Genomic DNA, 21,916 nt, shown 5'->3' with positions numbered 1-21,916 from the left:
GGCGGGCAAAAAAAAACGCCTGCCGCTAATGGCAGGCGTTTTTCCGTACAGCGTCAGGCGTCAGATCGACAGACCGAAGTCTTCTTCTTTCATCGCCATCAGGTTGTTGGCACCCGACAGGATGGCCGCCACATGCGTGCGGGTGCGCGGCAGGATGCGCTGGAAGTAGAAGCGTGCGGTCTGCAGCTTGGCAGTATAGAACGCCTCTTCAGCAGTACCGGCCGCCAGCTTCTCGGCCGCCAGGCGGGCGATGTCGGCCCAGAAGTACGCCAGGCACGCGTAACCGGAGTACATCAGGTAGTCCACGGACGCGGCACCGACTTCCTCGCGGTCTTTCATGGCGGCCATGCCGATCTTCATGGTCAGCTCGCCCCACTCCTTGTTCAGCGCAGCCAGCGGCTCGACGAACTCCTTGGTGGCTTCGTTACCTTCCTGGCCCTGGCAGAACTTGTGGACGATCTTGGTGAAGCCCTTGAGCGCCTCGCCCTGGGTCATCAGCACCTTGCGGCCGAGCAGGTCGAGGGCCTGGATGCCGGTGGTGCCTTCGTACAGCATCGAGATACGGCTGTCGCGCACGTTCTGCTCCATGCCCCATTCGGCGATGAAACCGTGGCCACCGTAGATCTGCACGCCATGGTTGGCGGCCTCGAAACCGACTTCGGTCATGAACGCCTTGGCGATCGGGGTCAGGAAGGCCAGCAGTGCATCGGCCTTCTTGCGCTCTTCCTCGTCCTGGCTGTACTTGACGATGTCCACCTGTTTGGCGGTGAAGTAGACCATTGCGCGGTTGCCTTCGGCGAAGGCTTTCATGGTCAGCAGCATGCGGCGCACGTCCGGGTGGACGATGATCGGGTCAGCGGCCTTTTCCGGTGCTTTCGGGCCGGTCAGGGAACGCATCTGCAGACGGTCGCGGGCATACTTCAGGCCACCCTGGAAGGCCACTTCGGCGTGAGCCAGGCCTTGCAGTGCAGTGCCCAAGCGCGCGGTGTTCATGAAGGTGAACATGCAGTTCAGGCCTTTGTTGGCCGGGCCGATCAGGTAACCGGTGGCCGCGTCGAAGTTCATCACGCAGGTGGCGTTACCGTGGATGCCCATCTTGTGCTCGAGCGAGCCGCAGCTCACGCCGTTGCGCTCGCCTACACCGCCTTCGGCGTTCGGCAGGAACTTGGGCACGATGAACAGCGAAATGCCCTTGGTGCCGGCCGGAGCATCGGGCAGGCGCGCCAGCACGATGTGGACGATGTTGTCGGCCATGTCGTGCTCGCCGGCCGAGATGAAGATCTTGGTGCCGGATACCTTGTAGCTGCCATCGGCCTGCGGCTCGGCCTTGGTGCGCAGCATGCCCAGGTCGGTGCCGCAGTGCGGCTCGGTCAGGCACATGGTGCCGGTCCATTCGCCGGACACCAGCTTGGTCAGGTAGGTTTCCTGTTGCTCGGGGGTGCCGTGCTCGGAGATGGTGTTCATCGCGCCGTGCGACAGGCCTGGGTACATGCCCCAGGACCAGTTCGACTCGCCGACCATCTCGCTCAGGGTCAGGCCCAGCGACTCTGGCAGGCCCTGGCCGCCGTGCTCGACGTCATGGGCCAGGCTCGGCCAGCCACCTTCGACGAACTGCTTGTAGGCTTCCTTGAAGCCGGTCGGAGTCTTCACGCCCGACTCGCTCCAGGTGCAGCCTTCCAGGTCGCCGACACGGTTCAGCGGGGCCAGCACCTGCTCACAGAACTTGGCACCTTCCTCGAGGATCGCATCGACCATGTCCGGCGTAGCATCCTGGCAACCCGGCAGGCTCTGATAGTGCGCTTCATAGCCGAGCAGCTCGTCACGGACGAAGCGAATATCACGCAAGGGGGCTTTGTATTCAGGCATGGCGATGAACCTCTGGGCTGAGTTCGTTGGGGAGACCGCGGGTACCGACCAGCTCTTGGCGGCTTTCGGTCAAACAGTTGTTTGAAACTTACGTTTAGCTCAGGGCAATGTCAAGAAGGGACGATGGTGCCAATTCGGTCGCGAACGATGGCATTTATGCCAGCGCTTGATTCATCGGCCCAAAGCGCCTGCGGGAGCGGGTTTACCCGCGAATCAACCAGGCCACGCAATGGTGTCTGGATGGTTCGCGGGTAAACCCGCTCCCACAGGTGCTTGGCCGACGGTTATACAGTCAGGCGTAGGTGTCGATGAACCGACCGAGCATTTCGTCGGACGCTTTGGCGACTTTCACGCCCAGTTCGACTTCATGCTTGCCCAGGGCGAGCTGCACAGTGCTGGTGGCCAGGTCTTGCTGCTGGCTGCGGTCTACACCACGCAGGCGCTCGGCCTGATAGCTGGTGGACTGGCTGGTGCCTGCGCGCTCGACGCCATTGCTGGCGATCTGGCTGGCGGCCTGGTCGACACGGTTCTGCCCGTTCTGGATGGCGCCGAGGCCTGCGTAGAAAGCAGAGCTGCCGGTGATTTCCATATCAGGACTCCACAAGACTGGGTGAAGGAAGAGGCCTCAATTAAAACAGCCCGGAAAGGAAATTACCCGTTTAAATCCTTAATAGCCCAGTGCCATCCAATAGAATCAGGGCATTTTTCGTAACCGGATGTTCACCGAGCGGTCAGTCAAGCAGGTCCAGATCCAGATGCTCGGCCACCGCCTCGGCTGCGGCAGGTTTCAGCCACGGCACCCGCCCCAGGCATGGCGCCGGCAGACGCTCGGCGAGGCTCGCCAGGTTCTCTTCGAGCCGCGAAGTCCGGGGATCGACGATATTGGCCACCCACCCCGCCAGTTGCAGCCCATCGCGGGCGATGGCCTCGGCACTGAGCAGCGCATGGTTGATGCAACCCAGGCGCACCCCCACCACCAGGATCACCGGCAGCTTCAAGGCAATCGCCAGGTCGGACAGGTTGGCATGATCGGACAAGGGCACCCGCCAGCCACCCGCCCCCTCGATCAGGGTGAAGTCGGCGCCGTGCGCCAGTACTTGCTGCATGGCGTCACGCAGCGTCGGCACGCTCAGTGCCACACCGGCTTCGCGTGCAGCCACATGCGGGGCGATGGCCGGTTCGAAGGCGAAGGGATTGACCTGCTCATAAGGCAGCTTGATCGAGCTTTCGTCGATCAGCGCCAGCGCATCACTGTTGCGCAGCCCCTTGGGGCTGACCGTGCATCCGGACGCCACAGGCTTGGCAGCCAGTGTGCTGCGCCCAAGGTTACGTGCTGCACGCAGCAGCCCGGCGGCGATGGTGGTCTTGCCGACATCGGTGTCGGTACCGGCGATGAAATAGGCCTGGTTCATGTCACCCCTCTTCGCCTTTGCGCAACACCCCATAGACCACCTGGTAGGTGGCAGGCAGGCCTTGGTCATCACGGAACTGCTCATAGGCCTGCAGCAGGCCCTGCATGCGTGCACGCCCGGTCAGGCCCGACGGGCGCCCGGGATTCAGGTTGTGCGCACCCAGCGCCTTGAGTTCGTGGGTCAGGCTGCGCACATCCGGGTAGTGCAGTACATGGGGCAGGCGCTCCAGCCCGAGCAGGGTCAGGCCGCTGTCGGCGCACAGGCGCTGGTAATCCTCGAAGCGCCGGAACCGATTGACATGCACCAACCCATCCACCGCCTGCCAACTGGCACGCAACTCCTCCAGCGTGCCGACACACAGGCTGCTGAACGCCAGCACCCCACCCGGTCGCAACACGCGCCGGGCTTCGGCAAGCACGCTGGCGAACTGGTCGCACCACTGCACCGCCAGGCTGGAGAACACCAAGTCGAAAGCATCATCGCGCAGCGGCAGACGCTCGGCATCGCCCGCCACGTGATGATGCGCCCCGCCCTGCTCGCGAGCATGGCCCAACATGCCTTCGGCGATATCCACCGCCACACCGTGGGCAGCCTCGAAGCGTGCGGCCAGGGCCCGGCTGAAATGGCCAGTACCGCTGCCCAGGTCGAGCCAGCGGGTCGGCGTCATCGACGTCGGCAAGCGCGCGAGCAAAGCCTCACCCACCGCGCGCTGCAGGGCGGCAACGCTGTCATAGCTGGCCGCCGCGCGGGAGAACGAGGCCGCCACCTGGCGCTTGTCCGGCAGGGCACCGGGCAGGATCGGACGGGAAAGATCAGTCATCACCACTCTCATGCAAGAAACTCTTGATACCCGCCGCCAGCTCCTGTGGGTACTCCTGCAGGAACGCGTGGGAACTGTCTTCGACCAGGCCGACTTCGACATCCGGCAGCAGCTCGCTGAGCGCCTTGGCCGCATCCGCCGGCACCAGGGCATCGCTGCCGGCGAACAGGTGCAGTTGTGGGCCGCCGTACTGTTCGAGCGCCTGGCGGGTGTCCAGCCTGGCCAGCACTTGCAGGCCGGTGGCCAGGTACAAGGGGTCGGTGTCCGGCACGCCCACGCCAAGCTGGCGCAGCAAGGTGCGGGGTTGCTGCGCGCCCTCGCTGCACAGCGTACGGAATCGCTTGAGGGTGACCTGGGGGTGGCTGCGACAACCATCGAGGAAGGTGCCGAAGGTGTCCTCGGCCATGCCGTGGGGCCAGTCGGGCCGGGCCACGAAACTGGGGTTGCTGGCCAACGTCAGCAAGCCGCAGCAGTGGTCGCCGCGCTTGTGCGCCAGGGCGCTGGCCAGCATGCCGCCCAGCGACCAGCCGCCCAGCCAGACATCCGTCGGCAGCTTGCGATCGAGGTGATCGACCCAGGCCTGGACGTCATCGTCGGCCAGTTCCGGTAACGGCGCCAGTTCGATCTGCAGGCGTGGATCCTGCGCCCGCAGGCTGGCAGCCAGGGGTTCCAGTGAAGCAGTGCCCAGCCCCCAGCCGGGCAGGAGGATCAGTCGGTTACGCATCGGCGGACTCCAGCTGTGCATGACACTCGGCCAATGCATTCAACAATAGCTGGACCTGCGCTTCGCTGTGCGCGGCGCTCAAGGTTACCCGCAGGCGTGCACCGCCGGCCGGTACGGTTGGCGGGCGGATCGCGGTGACCAGCAAGCCCCGCGCGCGCAGCATCTTCGACAGCGTCAGTGCCCGCGCCGCATCGCCAACCAGGATCGGCTGGATCGCGGTCGGGCTGTCCATCAATGCCAGGCCGATCTGCTGCGCCCCCTGGCGGAACTGGCGGATCAACGCGCCAAGGTGCTCGCGCCGCCAGCGTTCGTCACGCAGCAGTTGCAGGCTTTTCAGCGTTGCGCAGGCCAGTGCCGGCGGCTGACTGGTGGTGTAGATGTAGGGACGGGCGAACTGCACCAGCGCCTCGATCAGGTCATCGCTGCCCGCGACGAACGCGCCGGCAGTACCGCAAGCCTTGCCGAGCGTGCCGATCAGCACCGGCACCTGGTCGATGCCCAACCCGAAGTGCTCGACGATACCGCCACCATTGGCGCCCAACGTGCCGAAACCATGGGCGTCGTCAACCATCAGCCAGGCGCCGTGCGGACGCGCCACTGCAGCCAGGGCGGGCAGGTCGGCAAGATCGCCGTCCATGCTGAACACGCCGTCGGTGACCACCAACGTGTCACCGGTCGCTTTATCCAGGCGGCTCGCCAGGCTGGCCGGATCGTTGTGCAGGTAGCGACTGAAACGGGCGCCGCTGAGCAGTCCGCCGTCGAGCAGGGAGGCATGGTTGAGGCGGTCCTGCAGCACCGTATCGCCCTGCCCCACCAACGCCGTGATAGCACCCAGATTGGCCATGTAGCCGGTGGTGAACAACAACGCACGCGGACGCCCGGTCAACTCGGCGATGGCCTCTTCGACCTCGTGGTGCGGCGTACTGTGGCCGACCACCAGGTGCGAGGCACCGCCACCGACGCCCCAGCGCTCGGCACCGTTACGCCAGGCAGCGATCACCTCGGGGTGGCTGGCCAGCCCGAGGTAGTCGTTGCTGCAGAACGCCAACAGGCGTTGCCCATCGACCACCACTTCCGGGCCTTGCGGGCTCTGCAGCAGGGGGCGCTGCCGATACAGGTCCGCGGCGCGCCGTTCGGCCAGGCGTGCCGCCAGATCGAAGGCCATGCTCAGACCGATGCGGCGTTGTAGAACATCTCGCTGCTGCGCTGCTCGACCAGCGCCTGCTCGATGGCCGCCTGGTGCACTTCGTCGGCATGCTCTTCGCGCTCTTCAGGCTTGATCCCGAGGCGGGCGAACAGTTGCATGTCCTTGTCGGCCTGCGGGTTGGCGGTGGTCAGCAGTTTCTCGCCGTAGAAGATCGAGTTGGCACCGGCCATGAAGGCCAGGGCCTGCATCTGCTCGTTCATCTGCTCACGGCCCGCGGACAGGCGTACATGCGACTTGGGCATAAGGATGCGGGCTACCGCCAGCATGCGGATGAAGTCGAACGGGTCGACATCTTCGGCGTTGGCCAGCGGCGTACCGGCCACCTTCACCAGCATGTTGATCGGCACCGACTCCGGGTGCTCGGGCAGGTTGGCGAGCTGGATCAGCAGGCCTGCGCGGTCGTCCAGCGACTCGCCCATGCCGAGAATGCCGCCGGAGCAGATCTTCATCCCGGCGTCGCGCACATAGGCGAGGGTCTGCAGGCGCTCGCTGTAGGTGCGGGTGGTGATGATGCTGGTGTAGAAGTCCGGCGAGGTGTCGAGGTTGTGGTTGTAGTAGTCCAGACCCGCCTGGGCGAGTGCCAGGGTCTGGTCCTGATCGAGCTTGCCGAGGGTCATGCAGGTTTCCAGGCCCAGGGCCTTGACCCCTTTGACCATCTCCAGCACGTAGGGCATATCCTTGGCGGAGGGGTGCTTCCAGGCGGCGCCCATGCAGAAGCGGGTCGAGCCGATGGCCTTGGCCCGGGCAGCTTCTTCCAGCACTTTCTGCACTTCCATCAGCTTCTGTTTTTCCAGCCCGGTGTTGTAGTGGCCGGACTGCGGACAATATTTGCAATCTTCCGGGCAGGCGCCGGTCTTGATCGACAGCAGGGTCGAGACTTGCACGCGGTTTGGGTCGAAGTGCGCGCGGTGCACGGTCTGCGCCTGGAACAACAGGTCGTTGAACGGCTGCTGGAACAGCGCCCTGACCTCGGCCAGGGACCAGTCGTGACGTGTTGTTGCATTTGTGCTGGCGCTCATCGGCGTTTCCTTATCTAGGCTCTGACAGGCGCCGGGACAGGAAAGCCCGCCAGCGCTTCACGGATAGCTCGCATAGTCAGGGAAGGCCCATGCACTGTCAACCAAACATAAAATCACTGGTTTACAAGTGGATAAATATTAAACAATTCTGTTTGCTCTGCGACGAACCTGCGCAACAGGCATATCCCCTGTGCCCGGCCTGCGAGCATGAGCTGCCCTGGCTCGACGAGCATTGCACGCGCTGCGCGCTGCCACTGGCGATGCGGGCGATGACCTGTGGTCAGTGCAGCCGCAGGCCACCGCCTTTCGAGCAGGTGATCGCGCCGTGGCACTACGGGTATCCGTTGGATACTGCAATCAGCCGCTTCAAGCACCGCAGCCAGTGGCCGCTGGGGCGGTTGCTGGCGGATCTGCTGGCGCAGGCCCTGCAGCATCGCTATGACGAGGGCCTGACAAAACCCGACCAGCTGTTGCCCGTGCCACTGGCTGCACGTCGACTGCGCCAACGCGGCTTCAACCAGGCCGCCATGCTCGCCCGCTGGCTGTCGAGCCAGTTGCACATCCCCTGCGACGAGCGCGTGCTACTGCGCCCACGCGACACTGCGGCGCAGCAGACCCTCGACGCCAAGGCGCGCTGGCGTAACCTGCGCCAGGCCTTTGCCATCGCACCGCACGCCGCGCTCGACGGATGCCATGTGGCCCTGGTCGACGACGTGCTGACCACCGGTGCCACTGCCCGAGCGCTGGCGAGCCTGCTGCGCAAGGCCGGGGCGCGCCGGGTCGATGTGTATTGCCTGGCACGCACGCCCAGGCCCGGCAGGGTTGACTAGACTCGGTCTCGAAGGCACTTTCGCCGCATCACACCGCCGGTAACCTGCCCCATGTCCCTGCCCGCCCTGCTTGCCCAGCACATCTTCCGTCGCCCGCAACGCATCGCCTTGTTGCAGCACATCGCTGAACAAGGCTCGATCACCCGCGCCGCCAAGGCGGCCGGGATCAGTTACAAGAGCGCCTGGGATGCCATCGACGAGCTCAACAACCTCGCCGCCCAGCCGTTGGTCGAGCGCAGTGCCGGCGGGCGTGGCGGTGGCGGCGCCAAGCTGTCGACGGAGGGCGAGCGGGTCTTGCGCCTGTATCAGCGTCTCCAGGCGTTGCAAAGCGAAATCCTCGAATCCACCGAAGAACACAGCGACCTCGACCTGCTCGGCCGCCTGATGCTGCGCACCAGCGCTCGCAATCAATTGCGCGGGCAGATCAGCGGGCTGCGCCGCGAGGGGCGTTACGACCGGGTCAGCCTGGCACTGGGCGGCGGCCTGGAAATCGATGCGCTGATCACCCGGGACAGTACCGAACGGCTGGAGCTGACACTGGGAAGCACGGTGGTGGCCCTGCTCAAGGCCGGCTGGGTGAACGTGCTGGCTGACGCTGATCAGCCAGACGCCGAGAGCAATTGCCTGCACGCCCAGGTCGACGAAGTGCTGGCCGATGAAGGCGGCGGCAGTGAAATGCGGCTGGCGCTGGAGAACGGGCAGACGCTGTGCGCCTTTGCCGAACCGCAATGGCTGCAGCAGCAGGCAATCGTGGTCGGCAGCAGGGTGCGGGCGCAGTTTCATCCGTCGTTCGTGCTGCTGGGGGTGCCGGTGTAACGCGCAATGCGTTGGAGCGGGCTCGCACCGCGATCACCCGAAGCGGCTACCTGGCATGCGACGTGATGGGCCTGAAGCATTGTAGTGGCTGGTTTACGGTCGCTTCGCGCCCGATCGCGGGACGAGCCCGCTCCCACAGGATGGACTGCCCCCAAGAAGTTGGACACACATCCAACCCTTGGGGGCCGTCCAGGAATGCTGGGAGCCTTGGCACCTGAAGCAACCATGGAATGCGTTACCATGCCACGCATGCATTCCCCTGCCGGAGCTCCCATGTCCCACCCCTTCGATACCCTCACCCCCGACCTGGTCCTGGACGCCGTCGAAAGCCTGGGCTTTCTCAGCGATGCCCGGGTGCTGGCGCTCAACAGCTATGAGAACCGCGTCTATCAGGTGGGCATCGAAGGTGAACAACCGCTGATCGCCAAGTTCTACCGCCCCGAGCGCTGGAGCGATGCGGCCATCCTCGAGGAACACCGCTTCAGCTTCGAACTGGCCGAGCACGAGGTGCCGGTTGTCGCCCCGCTTCAGCATGACGGTCGCAGCCTGTTCGAGCACCAGGGCTTTCGCTTCACCCTGTTCCCCCGCCGCGGCGGCCATGCGCCCGAACCCGGCAACCTCGACCAGTTGTATCGCCTCGGGCAATTGCTCGGACGTCTGCATGCCGTCGGCGCCACGCGCCCATTCGAGCATCGCGAGACGCTGGCTGTAGACAACTTCGGCCATGCCTCGCTCAAGACCCTGCTCGACGGCGATTTCGTCCCGCGCGAGCTGCTGCCGGCGTTCGAGTCGGTGGCCCGCGACCTGCTCAAACGGGTCGAGGATATCTACCAACGCACGCCCTTCGAGGCGATCCGCCTGCATGGCGACTGTCACGCCGGCAACCTGATGCACCGCGACGACATCTATCACGTCGTAGACCTCGACGACTGCCGCATGGGGCCAGCGGTGCAAGACCTGTGGATGATGCTGGCCGGCAGCCGCGAAGAGCGGTTGGCCCAGTTGGCCGAACTGGTCGACGGGTACGACGAGTTCCACGATTTCGACCCGCGCCAACTGGCGCTGATCGAGCCGCTGCGCGCCTTGCGCCAGTTGCATCACAGCGCGTGGCTGGCACGGCGCTGGGACGACCCGGCGTTCCCGCGCAGCTTCCCCTGGTTCGGCCAGCCGCGCTACTGGGGCGACCAGATCCTGGCCCTGCGCGAGCAGATGGCCGCACTGGATGAAGCGCCACTGAAATTGTTCTAGTTGCAAGGCGTCACCTGTCTACAATAGGCGCCGCGATATCAGCTGCCAAAGCAAGGAATCTGCATGCACGCCGCAAACCCGCAGCGCGGGTACATCCTGGGCCTCAGCGCCTACATCATCTGGGGCCTGTTCCCCCTCTACTTCAAAGCTATCCAGAGCGTTCCGGCGGTAGAGATCATCGTCCACCGGGTACTGTGGTCGGCGCTGTTCGGTTCGCTCCTGCTGCTGGTGTGGAAACACCCGGGCTGGTGGCGGGAGCTGCGCGACAACCCACGGCGCCTGGCGATCCTGGCCCTGAGCGGCGCGCTGATCGCAGGCAACTGGCTGACCTACGTGTGGGCCGTGAACAACGGTCGCATGCTCGAGGCCAGCCTGGGTTACTACATCAACCCGCTGGTCAACGTGCTGCTGGGCATGCTCCTGTTGGGCGAACGCCTGCGCCGCCTGCAATGGCTGGCGGTCGGGCTGGCGGCGGCGGGGGTGGCGCAACAGGTGTGGCAGGTCGGTGGCCTGCCCTGGGTGTCGCTGGGGCTGGCGCTGTCGTTCGGTTTCTACGGCCTGATTCGCAAGCAGGCGCCGGTGGCGGCGCTGCCGGGGCTGGTGGTGGAGACCTGGATGCTGGTGCCATTGGCACTGGGCTGGCTGCTGCTGCACCCGCAGGCCAACAGCGCCAACCTCGCGTTCTTCAGCAGCAGCGAAGCGCTGTGGTTGATGGCTGCGGGCCCGGTCACGCTGGTGCCGCTGGTGTGCTTCAACGCCGCCGCGCGCCACCTGCCCTACACCACCCTGGGCTTCCTGCAATACCTGGCGCCGACCCTGGTGCTGCTGCAGGCGGTGCTGCTGTTCGGCGAGCACCTGTCCTCGAGCACGCTGATCGCGTTCATGTTCATCTGGGCGGGCCTGGCGATCTACAGCGTCGATGCCTGGCTGAGCCTGCGCAAACGCGCCTGATCAAAAAACGATCAAGCCTCTGCAGGCCACGGAAAGCGTGGCCTGCAGCAAGGTCTCCAGAGGTTATCCACACCCTGATCCCCGTGCTTTGTGCACAACCCCCTGAAATATGGACATTTTTTGCTCAATCCGGTGCAGCCCGCGATTGGTCGGGGCTGGCGGGGAGTACCCTCAGGTTATCCACAGGGGCTTCCCCGTTAAACCGGGGATAACCTGCTATTCCTCCGGCCTGAGCTTCAACTCCACCATCAGATCATCGGCGAGGCTTTCCAGCTTCTGCTGCAGGTCATCCAGCGACAAGGTCAGCGGCAAGGCCAGCAAGGCATCGGCGTGGAACAGCGGCTCGCTGCTCATCGGTGCCGGACGCACCTCGGTGGTAAAGCGCTCCAGGTTGACCCCCTGATCCGCCAGCAGCCGGGTAATATCGCGAACGATCCCCGGGCGATCATTGCCCACCAGCTCCATCGCGATCGGCTTCCAGGTGCAGGACGGCTCGATGCCGCTCTCGGCAATCAGCACGCGAATGCCATGATCGCCCAGCTTCTGCAGCGACTCGACCAACTCGTCGTAGTTTTCCGCCGGCACCGCAACCCGCAGGATCCCGGCGAACTGCCCGGCCATGCGCGACATGCGGCTTTCCAGCCAGTTGCCGTTGTGATCGGCGATGCACTGGGCGATGCGTTCGACCTGTCCGGCCTTGTCAGGGGCGATCACGGTGAGTACAAGATGATCCACGGGCCACTCCTCTACCTGCGCGTACAAGGGCATCGAATCAGTATAGGCAAGGCGCGGCAACCTGCCGCAGGGCAGACCACGCAACAAATCGTGTACCGTTTATAGATTTATCTGGAACAATCCACAGGTTTTTTGCGAACATACTGCCTTCCAGCGTGACCCGATGCGACCAATAGGTCGCACAACGATGCTTTTAGTCTGATGTTCACCCGCCTACTGCATCATGTAGTATGCGCCAGCGCGGACTACAAAACGTCGTTTGGATGTCTGCCAAGGCGCCTGTGAAAATACGCGAATCGCCCGCCAGCCTGTCTGGCAGGCCGCACCCAGCCGCGCTCGGGCTGCATGACGAGGGCATGTACTGGCCGCGTGTTTAGAGAAGCGCTACAGGCTTAATACAGAAGAGCGAAATAGCTGAGCAGAGTGAGGCAAGCAATGACTGGATACGTTCAAGTCGGTGGCCTTCAGGTCGCCAAGGTCCTGTACGACTTCGTCAACGACGAAGCCATTGCAGGGACCGGCATCGTCGCCGAGCAGTTCTGGGCCGGTGCAGAGAAGATCATCAACGACCTCGCTCCAAAGAACAAAGCCCTGCTCGCCAAGCGTGACGAGCTGCAAGCCAAGATCGATGCCTGGCACCAGGCACGCCAGGGTCAGGCCCACGACGCCGCGACCTACAAAGCATTCCTCCAGGAAATCGGCTATCTGCTGCCACAAGCCGACGATTTCCAGGCCACCACGCAAAACGTCGATGAAGAAATCGCCCACATGGCCGGCCCGCAGCTGGTGGTGCCGGTGATGAACGCACGTTTCGCCCTGAACGCCGCCAACGCCCGCTGGGGCTCGCTGTATGACGCACTGTATGGCACCGACGCCATCAGCGAAGAAGGCGGCGCCGAAAAAGGCCAGGGCTACAACAAGGTACGCGGCGACAAGGTCATCGCCTTCGCCCGCGCCTTCCTCGATGAAGCCGCGCCCCTGGCTGCCGGCTCCCACGTCGACTCCACCGGCTATCGCATCGACGCCGGCAAGCTGGTCGTCGCCCTCAAGGGCGGCAGCAACAGCGGCCTGCGCGACGACGCCCAACTGATCGGCTTCCAGGGCGACGCCGCAGCACCGACGGCCGTGCTGCTCAAGCACAACGGCCTGCACTTCGAGATCCAGGTCGACGCCAGCACCCCGGTCGGCAGCACTGACGCCGCCGGCGTGAAAGACATCCTGATGGAGTCGGCACTGACCACCATCATGGACTGCGAAGACTCTGTCGCCGCCGTCGATGCCGACGACAAGGTCGTCGTCTACCGCAACTGGCTGGGCCTGATGAAAGGCGACCTGGCCGAAAGCGTGAGCAAGGGCGGCAAGACCTTCACCCGGACCATGAACCCCGACCGCGAGTACGCAGCGCCCAACGGCGGCAGCGTCACCCTGCACGGCCGTTCGCTGCTGTTCGTGCGTAACGTCGGTCACCTGATGACCAACCCGGCGATCCTCGATGCCCAGGGCAACGAGGTTCCCGAAGGTATCCAGGACGGCCTGTTCACCAACCTGATCGCCCTGCACAACCTCAACGGCAACACCAGCCGCAAGAACACCCGTACCGGCAGCGTGTACATCGTCAAGCCGAAGATGCACGGCCCTGAAGAAGTGGCGTTCGCCGCCGAGATCTTCAGCCGCGTCGAAGACCTGCTGGGCATGCCGCGCAACACCGTCAAGGTCGGCATCATGGACGAGGAACGCCGTACCACGGTCAACCTCAAGGCCTGCATCAAGTCGGCAGCCGAGCGCGTGGTGTTCATCAACACCGGCTTCCTCGACCGCACTGGCGATGAGATCCACACCTCGATGGAAGCCGGCGCCATGGTGCGCAAAGGCGCCATGAAGAGCGAGAAGTGGATCGGCGCGTACGAGAACAACAACGTCGACATCGGCCTGGCCACCGGCCTGCAAGGCCGTGCCCAGATCGGCAAGGGCATGTGGGCCATGCCTGACCTGATGGCGGCGATGCTCGAGCAGAAGATCGCCCACCCGCTGTCCGGCGCCAACACTGCCTGGGTCCCTTCGCCAACCGCCGCGACCCTGCACGCGCTGCACTACCACAAGGTCGACGTCCAGGCACGTCAGCGCGAGCTGGCCTCGCGTACCCCGGCCTCGGTGGACGACATCCTGACCATTCCGCTGGCGGCCAACACCAACTGGTCGGCCGACGAAATCCGCAACGAGCTGGACAACAACGCCCAGGGCATCCTCGGCTATGTCGTACGCTGGATCGACCACGGCGTGGGCTGCTCGAAGGTGCCGGACATCAACAACGTCGGGCTGATGGAAGACCGCGCCACCCTGCGCATTTCCGCCCAGTTGCTGGCCAACTGGCTGCGCCATGGCATCGTCACCCAGGCGCAGGTGCTGGAAAGCCTCAAGCGCATGGCGGCGGTGGTCGACAAGCAGAACGCGGGCGACGCCCAGTACCGCCCGATGGCGCCGAACTTCGATGACAACATCGCGTTCCAGGCCGCGGTCGAGCTGGTCGTCGAAGGTGCGAAGCAGCCGAACGGTTACACCGAGCCGGTCCTGCATCGCCGCCGTCGCGAGTTCAAGGCGCGTAACGGGCTGTAAGTTACATCTACGACGGGGTCGCTTTGCGGCCCAATCGCGGCACAAGGGCGCTCCCACAGGCACAGAGCAAGGTTCGAAGCTTGCGCCGGACCTGTGGGAGCGGCCTTGTGCCGCGATTGGGCTGCGAAGCAGCCCTAGTCCTGCATTACTCGATCTTCAATTCTTTTTTCACCAACTCCAGCAATTTTCCCAGATCCACCGGTTTAAGCAGAAAATCCACCACCCCCAGGTGCATCACGTCCACCGCCTCTTTTACATCGGTGTCGCCCGAGACCACGATGATCGACAACGCCGCCCGCTCCGACTCGCGAATCTGCCGGATCAGCTCCAGGCCATCCTTGGGCTCCATGCGCAGGTCGGTGATCATCAGCGCGATGCGCGGTTCGTAGTGCAGCTTGAACATCGCCTCCTGCGCACCATCGGCCACCATGCAGTCGATGCCACGGCTTTTCAGGTACAGGCTCAGGGCCTCGCTGTTCACCGGGTTGTCGTCCACCACCAGCACCACCGGCCTGGGCGCCACTGGCGCGCTCACCACGGCCAACGCCTCGCGCTCGGCGTCACTCAATATTTCGTCATGCTCAGCCATGGCCATCTCGTCAAAAAAATCTCGTGCTAGGTTTAGGACCGCGAAAACCGGCGTAGCCTACCCACCTTTCGTCGGATCCTTGACAGCGACTCTCACCGATAGACTTACGTCCAATGGGCATCCACGGGCAGCCAGCCGACCATGGAGGCCGAAAACAACAAAGCCGATACCTATAGATAGATATATATAGTTCGGCGTAGCGATACGGTCAGCTTCATGAGCAAAAAGGACGCCTACACCCAGGCCGGCAGGACAGCGGTGCTGCAGAATATCCAGGGGACGCTGCAGTTTCTGCAGCGCTTCCCGCCGTTCAACCAGATGGAACAGGGCCACCTCGCCTACCTGGTGGAACAGTGCCAACTGCGTTTCTATGCCAGCGGCGAAAGCATCATCAAGCCTGCCGACGGACCCGTGGAACACTTCTACATTGTCAAGCAGGGCCGGGTGATGGGCGAGCGCCAGCATGTCACCGGCCCCGGCGTGGAAACCACTTTCGAGATCGCCAGCGGCGAATGCTTCCCCCTGGCCGCACTGCTCGGCGAACGGGCCACGCGCACCGAACACCTGGCCGGCGAAGACACCTTTTGCCTGCAATTGAACAAGGCGGCGTTCATCCGCGTGTTCTCGTTGTCCGGTGTGTTTCGCGACTTCGCCCTGCGTGGCGTCAGCAGCCTGCTCGACCAGGTCAACCAGCAGGTGCGCCAGCGCGCCGTGGAAACCCTGGGCACGCAGTATTCGCTCAATACGCCGCTGGGCGAGCTGGCCATGCGTCACCCGGTGGTATGCACGCCCGACACGCCGCTGCGCGACGCGGTAAGGTCGATGCACGAACAACAGGTGGGGAGCATTGCCATCGTCGATGAGCAGCGCTTCCCCATCGGCATCTTCACCCTGCGCGACCTGCGCCAGGTGGTCGCCGACGCCAGCGCCGAACTCAGCGCACCGATCGACCGGCACATGACCGCCGCACCGTTCTACCTCAGCCCCCAGGCCAGCGCATTCGATGCCGCCATGGCGATGACCGAGCGGCATATCGCGCATGTCTGCCTGGTCGACAACGGTCGCCTGTGTGGGGTGGTGTCCGAGCGCGACCTGTTCTCCCTGCAGCGGGTCGACCTGGTGCACCTGGCGCGCACCATCCGCCACGCGCCGCGCCTGGAGGTACTGGTGGCATTGCGCGGCGAGATCGGCCAACTGGTCGAGCGCATGCTCGCCCATGGCGCTTCCTCGACGCAGATCACCCAGATCATCACCCTGCTCAACGACCACACCGTGTGCCGGGTCATCGAACTGGCGCTGGCCGAACGCGGCGACCCCGGCGTGGCGTTCAGTTGGCTGTGCTTCGGCAGCGAAGGACGCCGCGAGCAGACCCTGCACACCGACCAGGACAATGGCATTCTCTTCGAGGCCCGCGACAGCGCCGAAGCCGATGCCATCCGCGCGCGCCTGCTGCCACTGGCGCAATACATCAACCACAACCTCGCCCAGTGCGGCTTCACCCTGTGCAAAGGCAATGTCATGGCCGGCAACCCCGAGCTGTGCCTGTCGCGTGCCGAATGGGCACGGCGCTTTGCCGGTTTCATCCGCGAAGCCAGCCCGGAAAACCTGCTGGGCTCAAGCATCTATTTCGACCTGCGCGTGGTCTGGGGCGACGAGCAAGGCTGCGAAGCGCTTCGCCAGGGCATCCTCGCCCAGGTTGCCGACAACCGCATCTTCCAGCGCATGATGGCTGACAACGCCCTGCGCCAGCGCCCGCCGGTCGGGCGCCTGCGCGAGTTCGTGCTGACCCGCCAGGGCAACGACAAGGCTGCCACCCTCGACCTCAAGGTCCAGGGCCTGACCCCCTTCGTCGATGGCGCCCGCCTGCTCGCCCTGGCCAACGGCATCGCTGCCAACAACACGCTGGAACGCTTGCGCCAACTGGTGGCCAAGGGCGTCATCGATGCCCTCGACGGCGCCGCCTTCGAAGAGGCCTATCACTTCATCCAACAGACCCGCATGCAGCAGCACCAGCGCCAGAGTCGCGACAACCTGGCCTACTCCAACCGCGTCGACCCGGACAGTCTCAACCATCTGGACCGGCGCATCCTGCGTGAATCGCTGCGCCAGGCCCAGCGCCTGCAGAGCAGCCTGGCGCAGCGGTACCAGCTATGAAGCTGTTCGCCTGGCTGCGCCCCAACCCGCCCACTCTCGACGCCGACCTGCGCCAGCGCCTGGCGCTGCTGCCGCGCCCGATGCCGTCCAGCATGCAGACGCTGCGCGAGCAGCGCTGGGTGGTACTGGACCTGGAGACCAGCGGCCTCAACCTGAATCGCGACCAGGTGTTGTCGATCGGGGCCGTGGCCATCGAGGACGGCGGCATCGACCTGGGCCGCCAGTTCGAACGCACCCTGCGGCGTCCCGAGCAGAAAACCAACGCCAGTGTGCTGATCCATGGCCTGGGGCCCAGCGCCCTGGCGGCGGGTACCGACCCGGCCGAAGCCTTCGTCGAGTTGCTGGAGTTCATTGGCGACAGCCCGGTGCTGGCCTTCCACGCCCCATTCGACCAGGGCATGCTGGCCCGCGCCCTGAAGGACACCCTGGGCCATCGTCTGCAGCAGGTGTTCATCGACGTGGCGGAACTGGCGCCTATGCTCAACCCCGACACGGTGCTGCGTGAAGCAAGCCTGGACGATTGGGTGGCGCGCTTCGGCCTCGAGGTACAGGCGCGCCATCATGCCAGCGCCGACGCCCAGGTCACCGCCGAACTGGCCTTGATCCTGTTCAGCCAGGCACGACGCCAGCAACTGGACAGCCCGTTGCAACTGGAACAGCGGCTGAGGCAGTGGCGGCGGCGGGCTGTGCACAGCCATGGCCTGTAGGCAGATGGTGATCGTTTCACGGGTAAATCCGCTCCTGCTGGCATTCTGACCAGCGTCAATTGCATCCCCCCTCCCTCCTCTGCCACAATCGCGAATCATTATCGTTATATAACGCATTCTTCCCCGGGGAACGCCTTTGTCGTCTGCGCACAGCCCACATGCCGAGCTGGTCGGCAGCCTGTACCGCGACCACCGCAGCTGGCTGCTTGCCTGGCTGCAGCGCAGCACAGCCTGCCGCCAGCGCGCCGAAGACCTCAGCCAGGACACCTTCGTGCGCCTGCTCGGCCGCGAGCAACTGATCACGCCTCGCGAACCCCGGGCGTTTCTCGTCGCCGTGGCCAAGGGCCTGCTGTTCGACCATTTCCGGCGTGCCGCCCTGGAGCAGGCCTACCTTGCCGAGCTGTCGCTGCTGCCTGAAGCCGAGCAGCCTTCGCCAGAGACCCAGCACCTGATCCTCGAAGACCTCAAGGCCATCGACCGCCTGCTGTGCAAACTGTCGAGCAAGGCACGCACGGCGTTCCTGTACAACCGCCTGGACGGCATGGGCCATGCCGAGATCGCCGAGCGCCTGGGGGTGTCGGTGTCGCGGGTGCGCCAGTACATCGCCCAAGGCATGCGTCAGTGCTACGTGGCGTTGTACGGGGAGCCGACGTGAGCAATACGCCGGTCTCGGCCAAGGTCCTGGAAGCCGCCATCGCCTGGAAACTGTGCCTGGAGGGCGGCGACGGCACGGCCGATGAGCGCCACGAATTCACCCGCTGGCACGCCGCCAGCGAGGAACATGCCCGCGCCTGGTTCCAGCTCGGCATGCTCGATCAACGCGTGGGCGCGGCTGCAGGCCCCGCCCGCCACGCCCTGCTGCAATCACGCGCCGGCCTGCGTCAGCGGGTTGGCAAACTCGGCGGCGGGCTGGCCGGGATGTTCCTGCTCGGTGGCCTGCTGGCCTGGGTCGGCGCCCCATCGCTGGCGCCCAGCTACTGGCTGGCCGATCAACGTACCGGAACCGGCGAGCTGCGCACCCTGCGCCTGGAGGACGGCACGCTGCTGAGCCTGGACACCCATACCGCAGTGGACATCGACTACGCGGGCGAACAGCGGGTGATCGTGCTGCACCAGGGGGAAATCTCCGTGGAAACCGGCCACGACGACCCTCGCCCGTTGTGGGTACGCACCGACGATGGCCGACTGCGCCCGCTGGGTACGCGCTTCCTGGTCAAACGCGAAACCGCCGGCACACGCCTTGAGGTGCTGCGGGCCCAGGTTGCTGCGCAACCGCGTAACACGGGTAACGAAGAGGTGCTGAACGAGGGCCAGCAAGTCTTGATGCACAGCAACGGCCTCGGCCTGGTCGGCCCGGTCAGGGCCGGTGCCGACGCCTGGACCCGCGGCATGCTGGTGGTAGACAACGTGCGCCTGGCAGACCTGGTCGCCGAGCTCGGTCGTTATCGTAGCGGTCACCTGGGGGTGTCGGATGAGGTGGCCAACCTGCGCGTGACGGGCAGCTTCCCGCTGACCGATATCGATCTGGCACTGGCCTCGCTGGTGCCGGCACTGCCGGTGAAGATCGAACAGCGGACGCCCTGGTGGGTGACGGTAGGGCCTCGCTGAGTCCAGCGAAGCCGTGCAGGCAAACTTTTTTCAAATAGCCCCTGTCACTTTCCAAATCTCGCTCGGCAAGGAAGCAGTTAGCACTTATCCGTCGAGGAGCCACTGCATGTCCCGTGCTGTCGAGTCTTACCTGCGTCCCAGCCTGATGGCCCTGGCCATCGGCCTTGCCACCCCCCTGGTCAGCCCCATGCTGCTGGCTGCCGAGCAGTCCAGCGTGCGCGCCTACGACCTGCCCAGTGCACCGCTGGCCGGCACCCTGAACCGGATCGCCAGCGAGGCCGGCATCGCCCTGGCCCTGGACCCGAGCCTGGCCAGCGGGCGGACCTCGGCACCGGTCCGTGGCACCTTCAATGGCATCGGCGCCCTGCAGGCCGCCCTGCGTGGCACCGGCCTGCAACTGCAGCAGGGCAGCGCAGGCAGCTACAGCCTGGTCGCCGTCCCGGAAGGCAGCCTGGCGCTACCGGAAACCAGCGTGAACGCGTCCAGCGACAGCGAAAGCGCCTGGGGCCCGGTCGATGGCTACCTGGCCAAGCGCACCGCTGCCGGCACCAAGACCGACACCGCACTGGTCGAGGCCCCGCGCTCGATCTCGGTTGCCACCCGCCAGCAGATGAGCGACCGCGGCGTGCACAGCCTCGATGATGCGGTGAAGTACATGCCGGGCATCGTTTCCGCCAGTTTCGGCAGCGATACCCGCTACGACTGGATGCGCGTGCGGGGCTTCGAGCCGACCCAGTTCCTCGACGGCCTGCCACTGCCACGCGGCGTGTACGCCAACCCGAAGCCGGAAACCTGGAACCTCGACCGCCTGGCCCTGCTGCGCGGCCCGGCGTCATCGGTCTACGGCCAGACCCCGCCCGGCGGCCTGCTGGACATCGTCAGCCGCCGCCCACAAGCCGAAGCCGCGCATGAGATCGAAGTGCAATACGGCAGCGACAACCACCGCCAGATCAACTTCGCCAGCACTGGCAAGATCGACGATGAAGGCCGATTCCTCTATGGCGTCAGCGGTGTGATCCGCGACAGCGGCACGCAGATCGACCACATCGAAGACAAACGCTACAACATCGCCCCAAGCCTGACCTGGAACATCGACGAGGACACCTCGCTGACCTTCCTCAGCCAGTTCACCCGCGACGATACTGGCGTTACCAGTCAGTTCTACCCGATCCAGGGCACCAAGATCGACATGCCGTTCGGCAAGATCTCGCACCACAAGAACCTGGGCGATCCGGACTACGACTTCTACGACCGCACCTACTACGCCGTCGGCTACGCCTTCGAGCACCGCTTCAACGATGTCTGGCAGTTCCGCCAGAACCTGCGCTACACCAAGTCGGACCTGTCGTTCCAGACCGTGACCGTCAACAGCTACAACCCGACCTTCGGGATGGTGGTGGACGATCAGGGCAACACCGGGCGCGGTACCACCAATGTCGACGAGGATATCAGCCAGTTCGCCGTCGATAACAACTTCCAGGGCAACTTCAACACCGGAGCCATCAGCCATACCCTGCTGATCGGTCTGGATCACCAGCGCATGAACAACAACTACCTGGCTATCTTTGGTAGTGCGCCGGCGATCAACGTGAACAATCCGGCGTATGGCCTGCCCATCACCCGTCCGGATCGCTCCACGGCGTTCTACGACTACGACCAGAAGACCCGCCAGACCGGCCTCTACGTCCAGGACCAGATGGCCCTCGACAACTGGCGCCTGACCCTGGGCGGACGTGAAGACTGGGTGCACACCGGCACCAAGTTCTTCAACAAGGGCGATGCCACCAACACCCAGCGCGACAAGAAGTTCAGCGGTAACGCCGCGATCAGCTATGTCTTCGATTCGGGCTTCGTGCCGTACCTGTCCTATGCCGAGTCGTTCCAGCCCAGCAGCAAGGCCGACATCGACCCGACCAACAGCCTCAAGCCGACCGAGGGCAAGCAGTGGGAGCTGGGGGTCAAGTACCAGCCACCGGGCTCCAACACCTTGCTGACAGCCGCGGTGTATGACCTGACACAGAAAAACGTCGCGGTCACCAACAACATCGGCAACGTGACCGTCACCAGCCAGACCGGCGAGGTGAAGGTACGTGGCCTCGAGCTCGAGGCCATCTCCGATGTCACCGAGAACCTGAAGGTGATCGCGGCCTACACCCTGGCGAAATCGGAAGTGCAGGACGGCCAGTTCAAAGGCAACCGCCTGCAGTTGATGCCCAACCAGCAAGTCTCGCTGTGGGCCGACTACACCTGGCACAGCGGCGTGCTCGACGGCTTCGGTATCGGCGGCGGTGCGCGCTACACCGGCAACACCTACGGCGACCAGGGCAACACCTACCTCGGCAAGGCCAAGGCCTACACCGTGTTCGATGCCTCGGTGCATTACGACCTGGGCCGCCTGGACAACAGCCTCAAAGGCGCTTCGGTGGCAGTCAATGCCACCAACCTGCTGGACAAGGACTACATTTCGACCTGCGATTCGTTCTACTGCTACTACGGCGACCAGCGTAGCGTAGTGGTCAGCGCCAACTACAAGTTCTGAGCGACCCGGGGCCGCTGTGCGGCCCATCGCGGGGCAAGCCCGCTCCTGCAGGTACACCGTTGTCCTGTGGGAGCGGGC

General features: G+C 64.7%; 19 protein-coding genes. 10 read left to right on the top strand and 9 right to left on the bottom strand.

Annotated features, from left to right (window positions below; all coding sequences use genetic code 11):
- Positions 1–60: 60 nt before the first annotated feature.
- The 7 genes from ACK3BK_RS01955 to bioB form a co-directional block, all read right to left on the bottom strand.
- Positions 61–1,866 carry a phenylacyl-CoA dehydrogenase gene (locus tag ACK3BK_RS01955; protein WP_186667517.1) on the bottom strand — a complete coding sequence of 602 codons (1,806 nt, stop codon included), beginning with the start codon at positions 1,864–1,866 and terminating at the stop codon, positions 61–63.
- 292 nt (positions 1,867–2,158) lie between these two features.
- Positions 2,159–2,455: a pyrroloquinoline quinone biosynthesis protein PqqE gene (locus tag ACK3BK_RS01950; protein WP_288375771.1), complete on the bottom strand. Its 297-nt coding sequence runs from the start codon at positions 2,453–2,455 to the stop codon at positions 2,159–2,161.
- Positions 2,456–2,597: 142 nt separating this feature from the next.
- Entirely contained in the window at positions 2,598–3,278 is a 681-nt protein-coding gene (bioD, locus tag ACK3BK_RS01945) for a dethiobiotin synthase (RefSeq protein ID WP_186667515.1), read from the bottom strand.
- A gap of 1 nt (position 3,279) precedes the next feature.
- On the bottom strand, positions 3,280–4,098 hold the full coding sequence (gene bioC / locus ACK3BK_RS01940; RefSeq protein WP_411383648.1) for a malonyl-ACP O-methyltransferase BioC: 819 nt from the start codon (positions 4,096–4,098) through the stop codon (positions 3,280–3,282).
- Complete coding sequence (locus tag ACK3BK_RS01935) at positions 4,091–4,822, bottom strand: alpha/beta fold hydrolase (protein WP_186667513.1); 732 nt, start codon at positions 4,820–4,822, stop codon at positions 4,091–4,093. Before ACK3BK_RS01935 ends, bioC begins: the two co-directional genes overlap by 8 nt.
- Positions 4,815–5,987: an 8-amino-7-oxononanoate synthase gene (gene bioF / locus ACK3BK_RS01930; protein ID WP_411383647.1), complete on the bottom strand. Its 1,173-nt coding sequence runs from the start codon at positions 5,985–5,987 to the stop codon at positions 4,815–4,817. The genes ACK3BK_RS01935 and bioF overlap by 8 nt, the downstream gene beginning before the upstream one ends.
- A gap of 2 nt (positions 5,988–5,989) precedes the next feature.
- Entirely contained in the window at positions 5,990–7,048 is a 1,059-nt protein-coding gene (bioB, locus tag ACK3BK_RS01925; protein WP_186667511.1) for a biotin synthase BioB, read from the bottom strand.
- Between the two features lie 89 nt (positions 7,049–7,137).
- Between bioB and ACK3BK_RS01920 the strand changes: the two genes are divergently transcribed.
- The 4 genes from ACK3BK_RS01920 (at position 7,138) to rarD (ending at position 10,893) form a co-directional block, all read left to right on the top strand.
- The gene (locus ACK3BK_RS01920) at positions 7,138–7,878 is read left to right on the top strand and encodes a ComF family protein (protein WP_186667510.1); all 741 of its coding nucleotides are present in this window, start codon (positions 7,138–7,140) and stop codon (positions 7,876–7,878) included.
- A gap of 51 nt (positions 7,879–7,929) precedes the next feature.
- Entirely contained in the window at positions 7,930–8,694 is a 765-nt protein-coding gene (locus ACK3BK_RS01915; protein ID WP_186709392.1) for a TOBE domain-containing protein, read from the top strand.
- Between the two features lie 273 nt (positions 8,695–8,967).
- A complete protein-coding gene (locus ACK3BK_RS01910) occupies positions 8,968–9,942 on the top strand; it encodes a serine/threonine protein kinase (RefSeq protein WP_411383646.1) in 975 nt (324 codons plus the stop codon).
- A gap of 63 nt (positions 9,943–10,005) precedes the next feature.
- Entirely contained in the window at positions 10,006–10,893 is an 888-nt protein-coding gene (gene rarD, locus ACK3BK_RS01905; RefSeq protein WP_186667507.1) for an EamA family transporter RarD, read from the top strand.
- A gap of 216 nt (positions 10,894–11,109) precedes the next feature.
- Here the strand turns inward: rarD and ACK3BK_RS01900 are convergent, their stop codons facing one another.
- Entirely contained in the window at positions 11,110–11,628 is a 519-nt protein-coding gene (locus ACK3BK_RS01900; protein WP_186667506.1) for a glycine cleavage system protein R, read from the bottom strand.
- 435 nt (positions 11,629–12,063) lie between these two features.
- Between ACK3BK_RS01900 and ACK3BK_RS01895 the strand changes: the two genes are divergently transcribed.
- The gene (locus tag ACK3BK_RS01895; RefSeq protein WP_411383645.1) at positions 12,064–14,241 is read left to right on the top strand and encodes a malate synthase G; all 2,178 of its coding nucleotides are present in this window, start codon (positions 12,064–12,066) and stop codon (positions 14,239–14,241) included.
- A 145-nt stretch (positions 14,242–14,386) separates the two neighbouring features.
- On the opposite strand, the gene ACK3BK_RS01890 is transcribed toward ACK3BK_RS01895, so the two are convergent.
- Positions 14,387–14,830: a response regulator gene (locus ACK3BK_RS01890; protein ID WP_411383644.1), complete on the bottom strand. Its 444-nt coding sequence runs from the start codon at positions 14,828–14,830 to the stop codon at positions 14,387–14,389.
- A 216-nt stretch (positions 14,831–15,046) separates the two neighbouring features.
- Between ACK3BK_RS01890 and ACK3BK_RS01885 the strand changes: the two genes are divergently transcribed.
- The 5 genes from ACK3BK_RS01885 (at position 15,047) to ACK3BK_RS01865 (ending at position 21,838) form a co-directional block, all read left to right on the top strand.
- Positions 15,047–16,984: a putative nucleotidyltransferase substrate binding domain-containing protein gene (locus ACK3BK_RS01885; protein ID WP_186709400.1), complete on the top strand. Its 1,938-nt coding sequence runs from the start codon at positions 15,047–15,049 to the stop codon at positions 16,982–16,984.
- Entirely contained in the window at positions 16,981–17,691 is a 711-nt protein-coding gene (locus tag ACK3BK_RS01880) for a PolC-type DNA polymerase III (protein WP_186667502.1), read from the top strand. The genes ACK3BK_RS01885 and ACK3BK_RS01880 overlap by 4 nt, the downstream gene beginning before the upstream one ends.
- A 136-nt stretch (positions 17,692–17,827) precedes the next feature.
- The gene (locus ACK3BK_RS01875) at positions 17,828–18,346 is read left to right on the top strand and encodes an RNA polymerase sigma factor (RefSeq protein ID WP_186667501.1); all 519 of its coding nucleotides are present in this window, start codon (positions 17,828–17,830) and stop codon (positions 18,344–18,346) included.
- Positions 18,343–19,299, top strand: a complete 957-nt coding sequence (locus ACK3BK_RS01870; RefSeq protein WP_411383643.1) for a FecR domain-containing protein — start codon at positions 18,343–18,345, stop codon at positions 19,297–19,299. The genes ACK3BK_RS01875 and ACK3BK_RS01870 overlap by 4 nt, the downstream gene beginning before the upstream one ends.
- Positions 19,300–19,405: 106 nt before the next feature.
- The gene (locus ACK3BK_RS01865) at positions 19,406–21,838 is read left to right on the top strand and encodes a TonB-dependent siderophore receptor (protein WP_411383642.1); all 2,433 of its coding nucleotides are present in this window, start codon (positions 19,406–19,408) and stop codon (positions 21,836–21,838) included.
- Positions 21,839–21,916: the final 78 nt, after the last annotated feature.

Source organism: Pseudomonas sp. L7, from assembly GCF_046605565.1.
In the GTDB taxonomy this organism is placed as follows: Bacteria; Pseudomonadota; Gammaproteobacteria; order Pseudomonadales; family Pseudomonadaceae; genus Aquipseudomonas; species Aquipseudomonas wayambapalatensis.
Note: the sequence above shows the minus strand (reverse complement) of the source record. Positions and strands in the feature narration are given on the sequence as shown.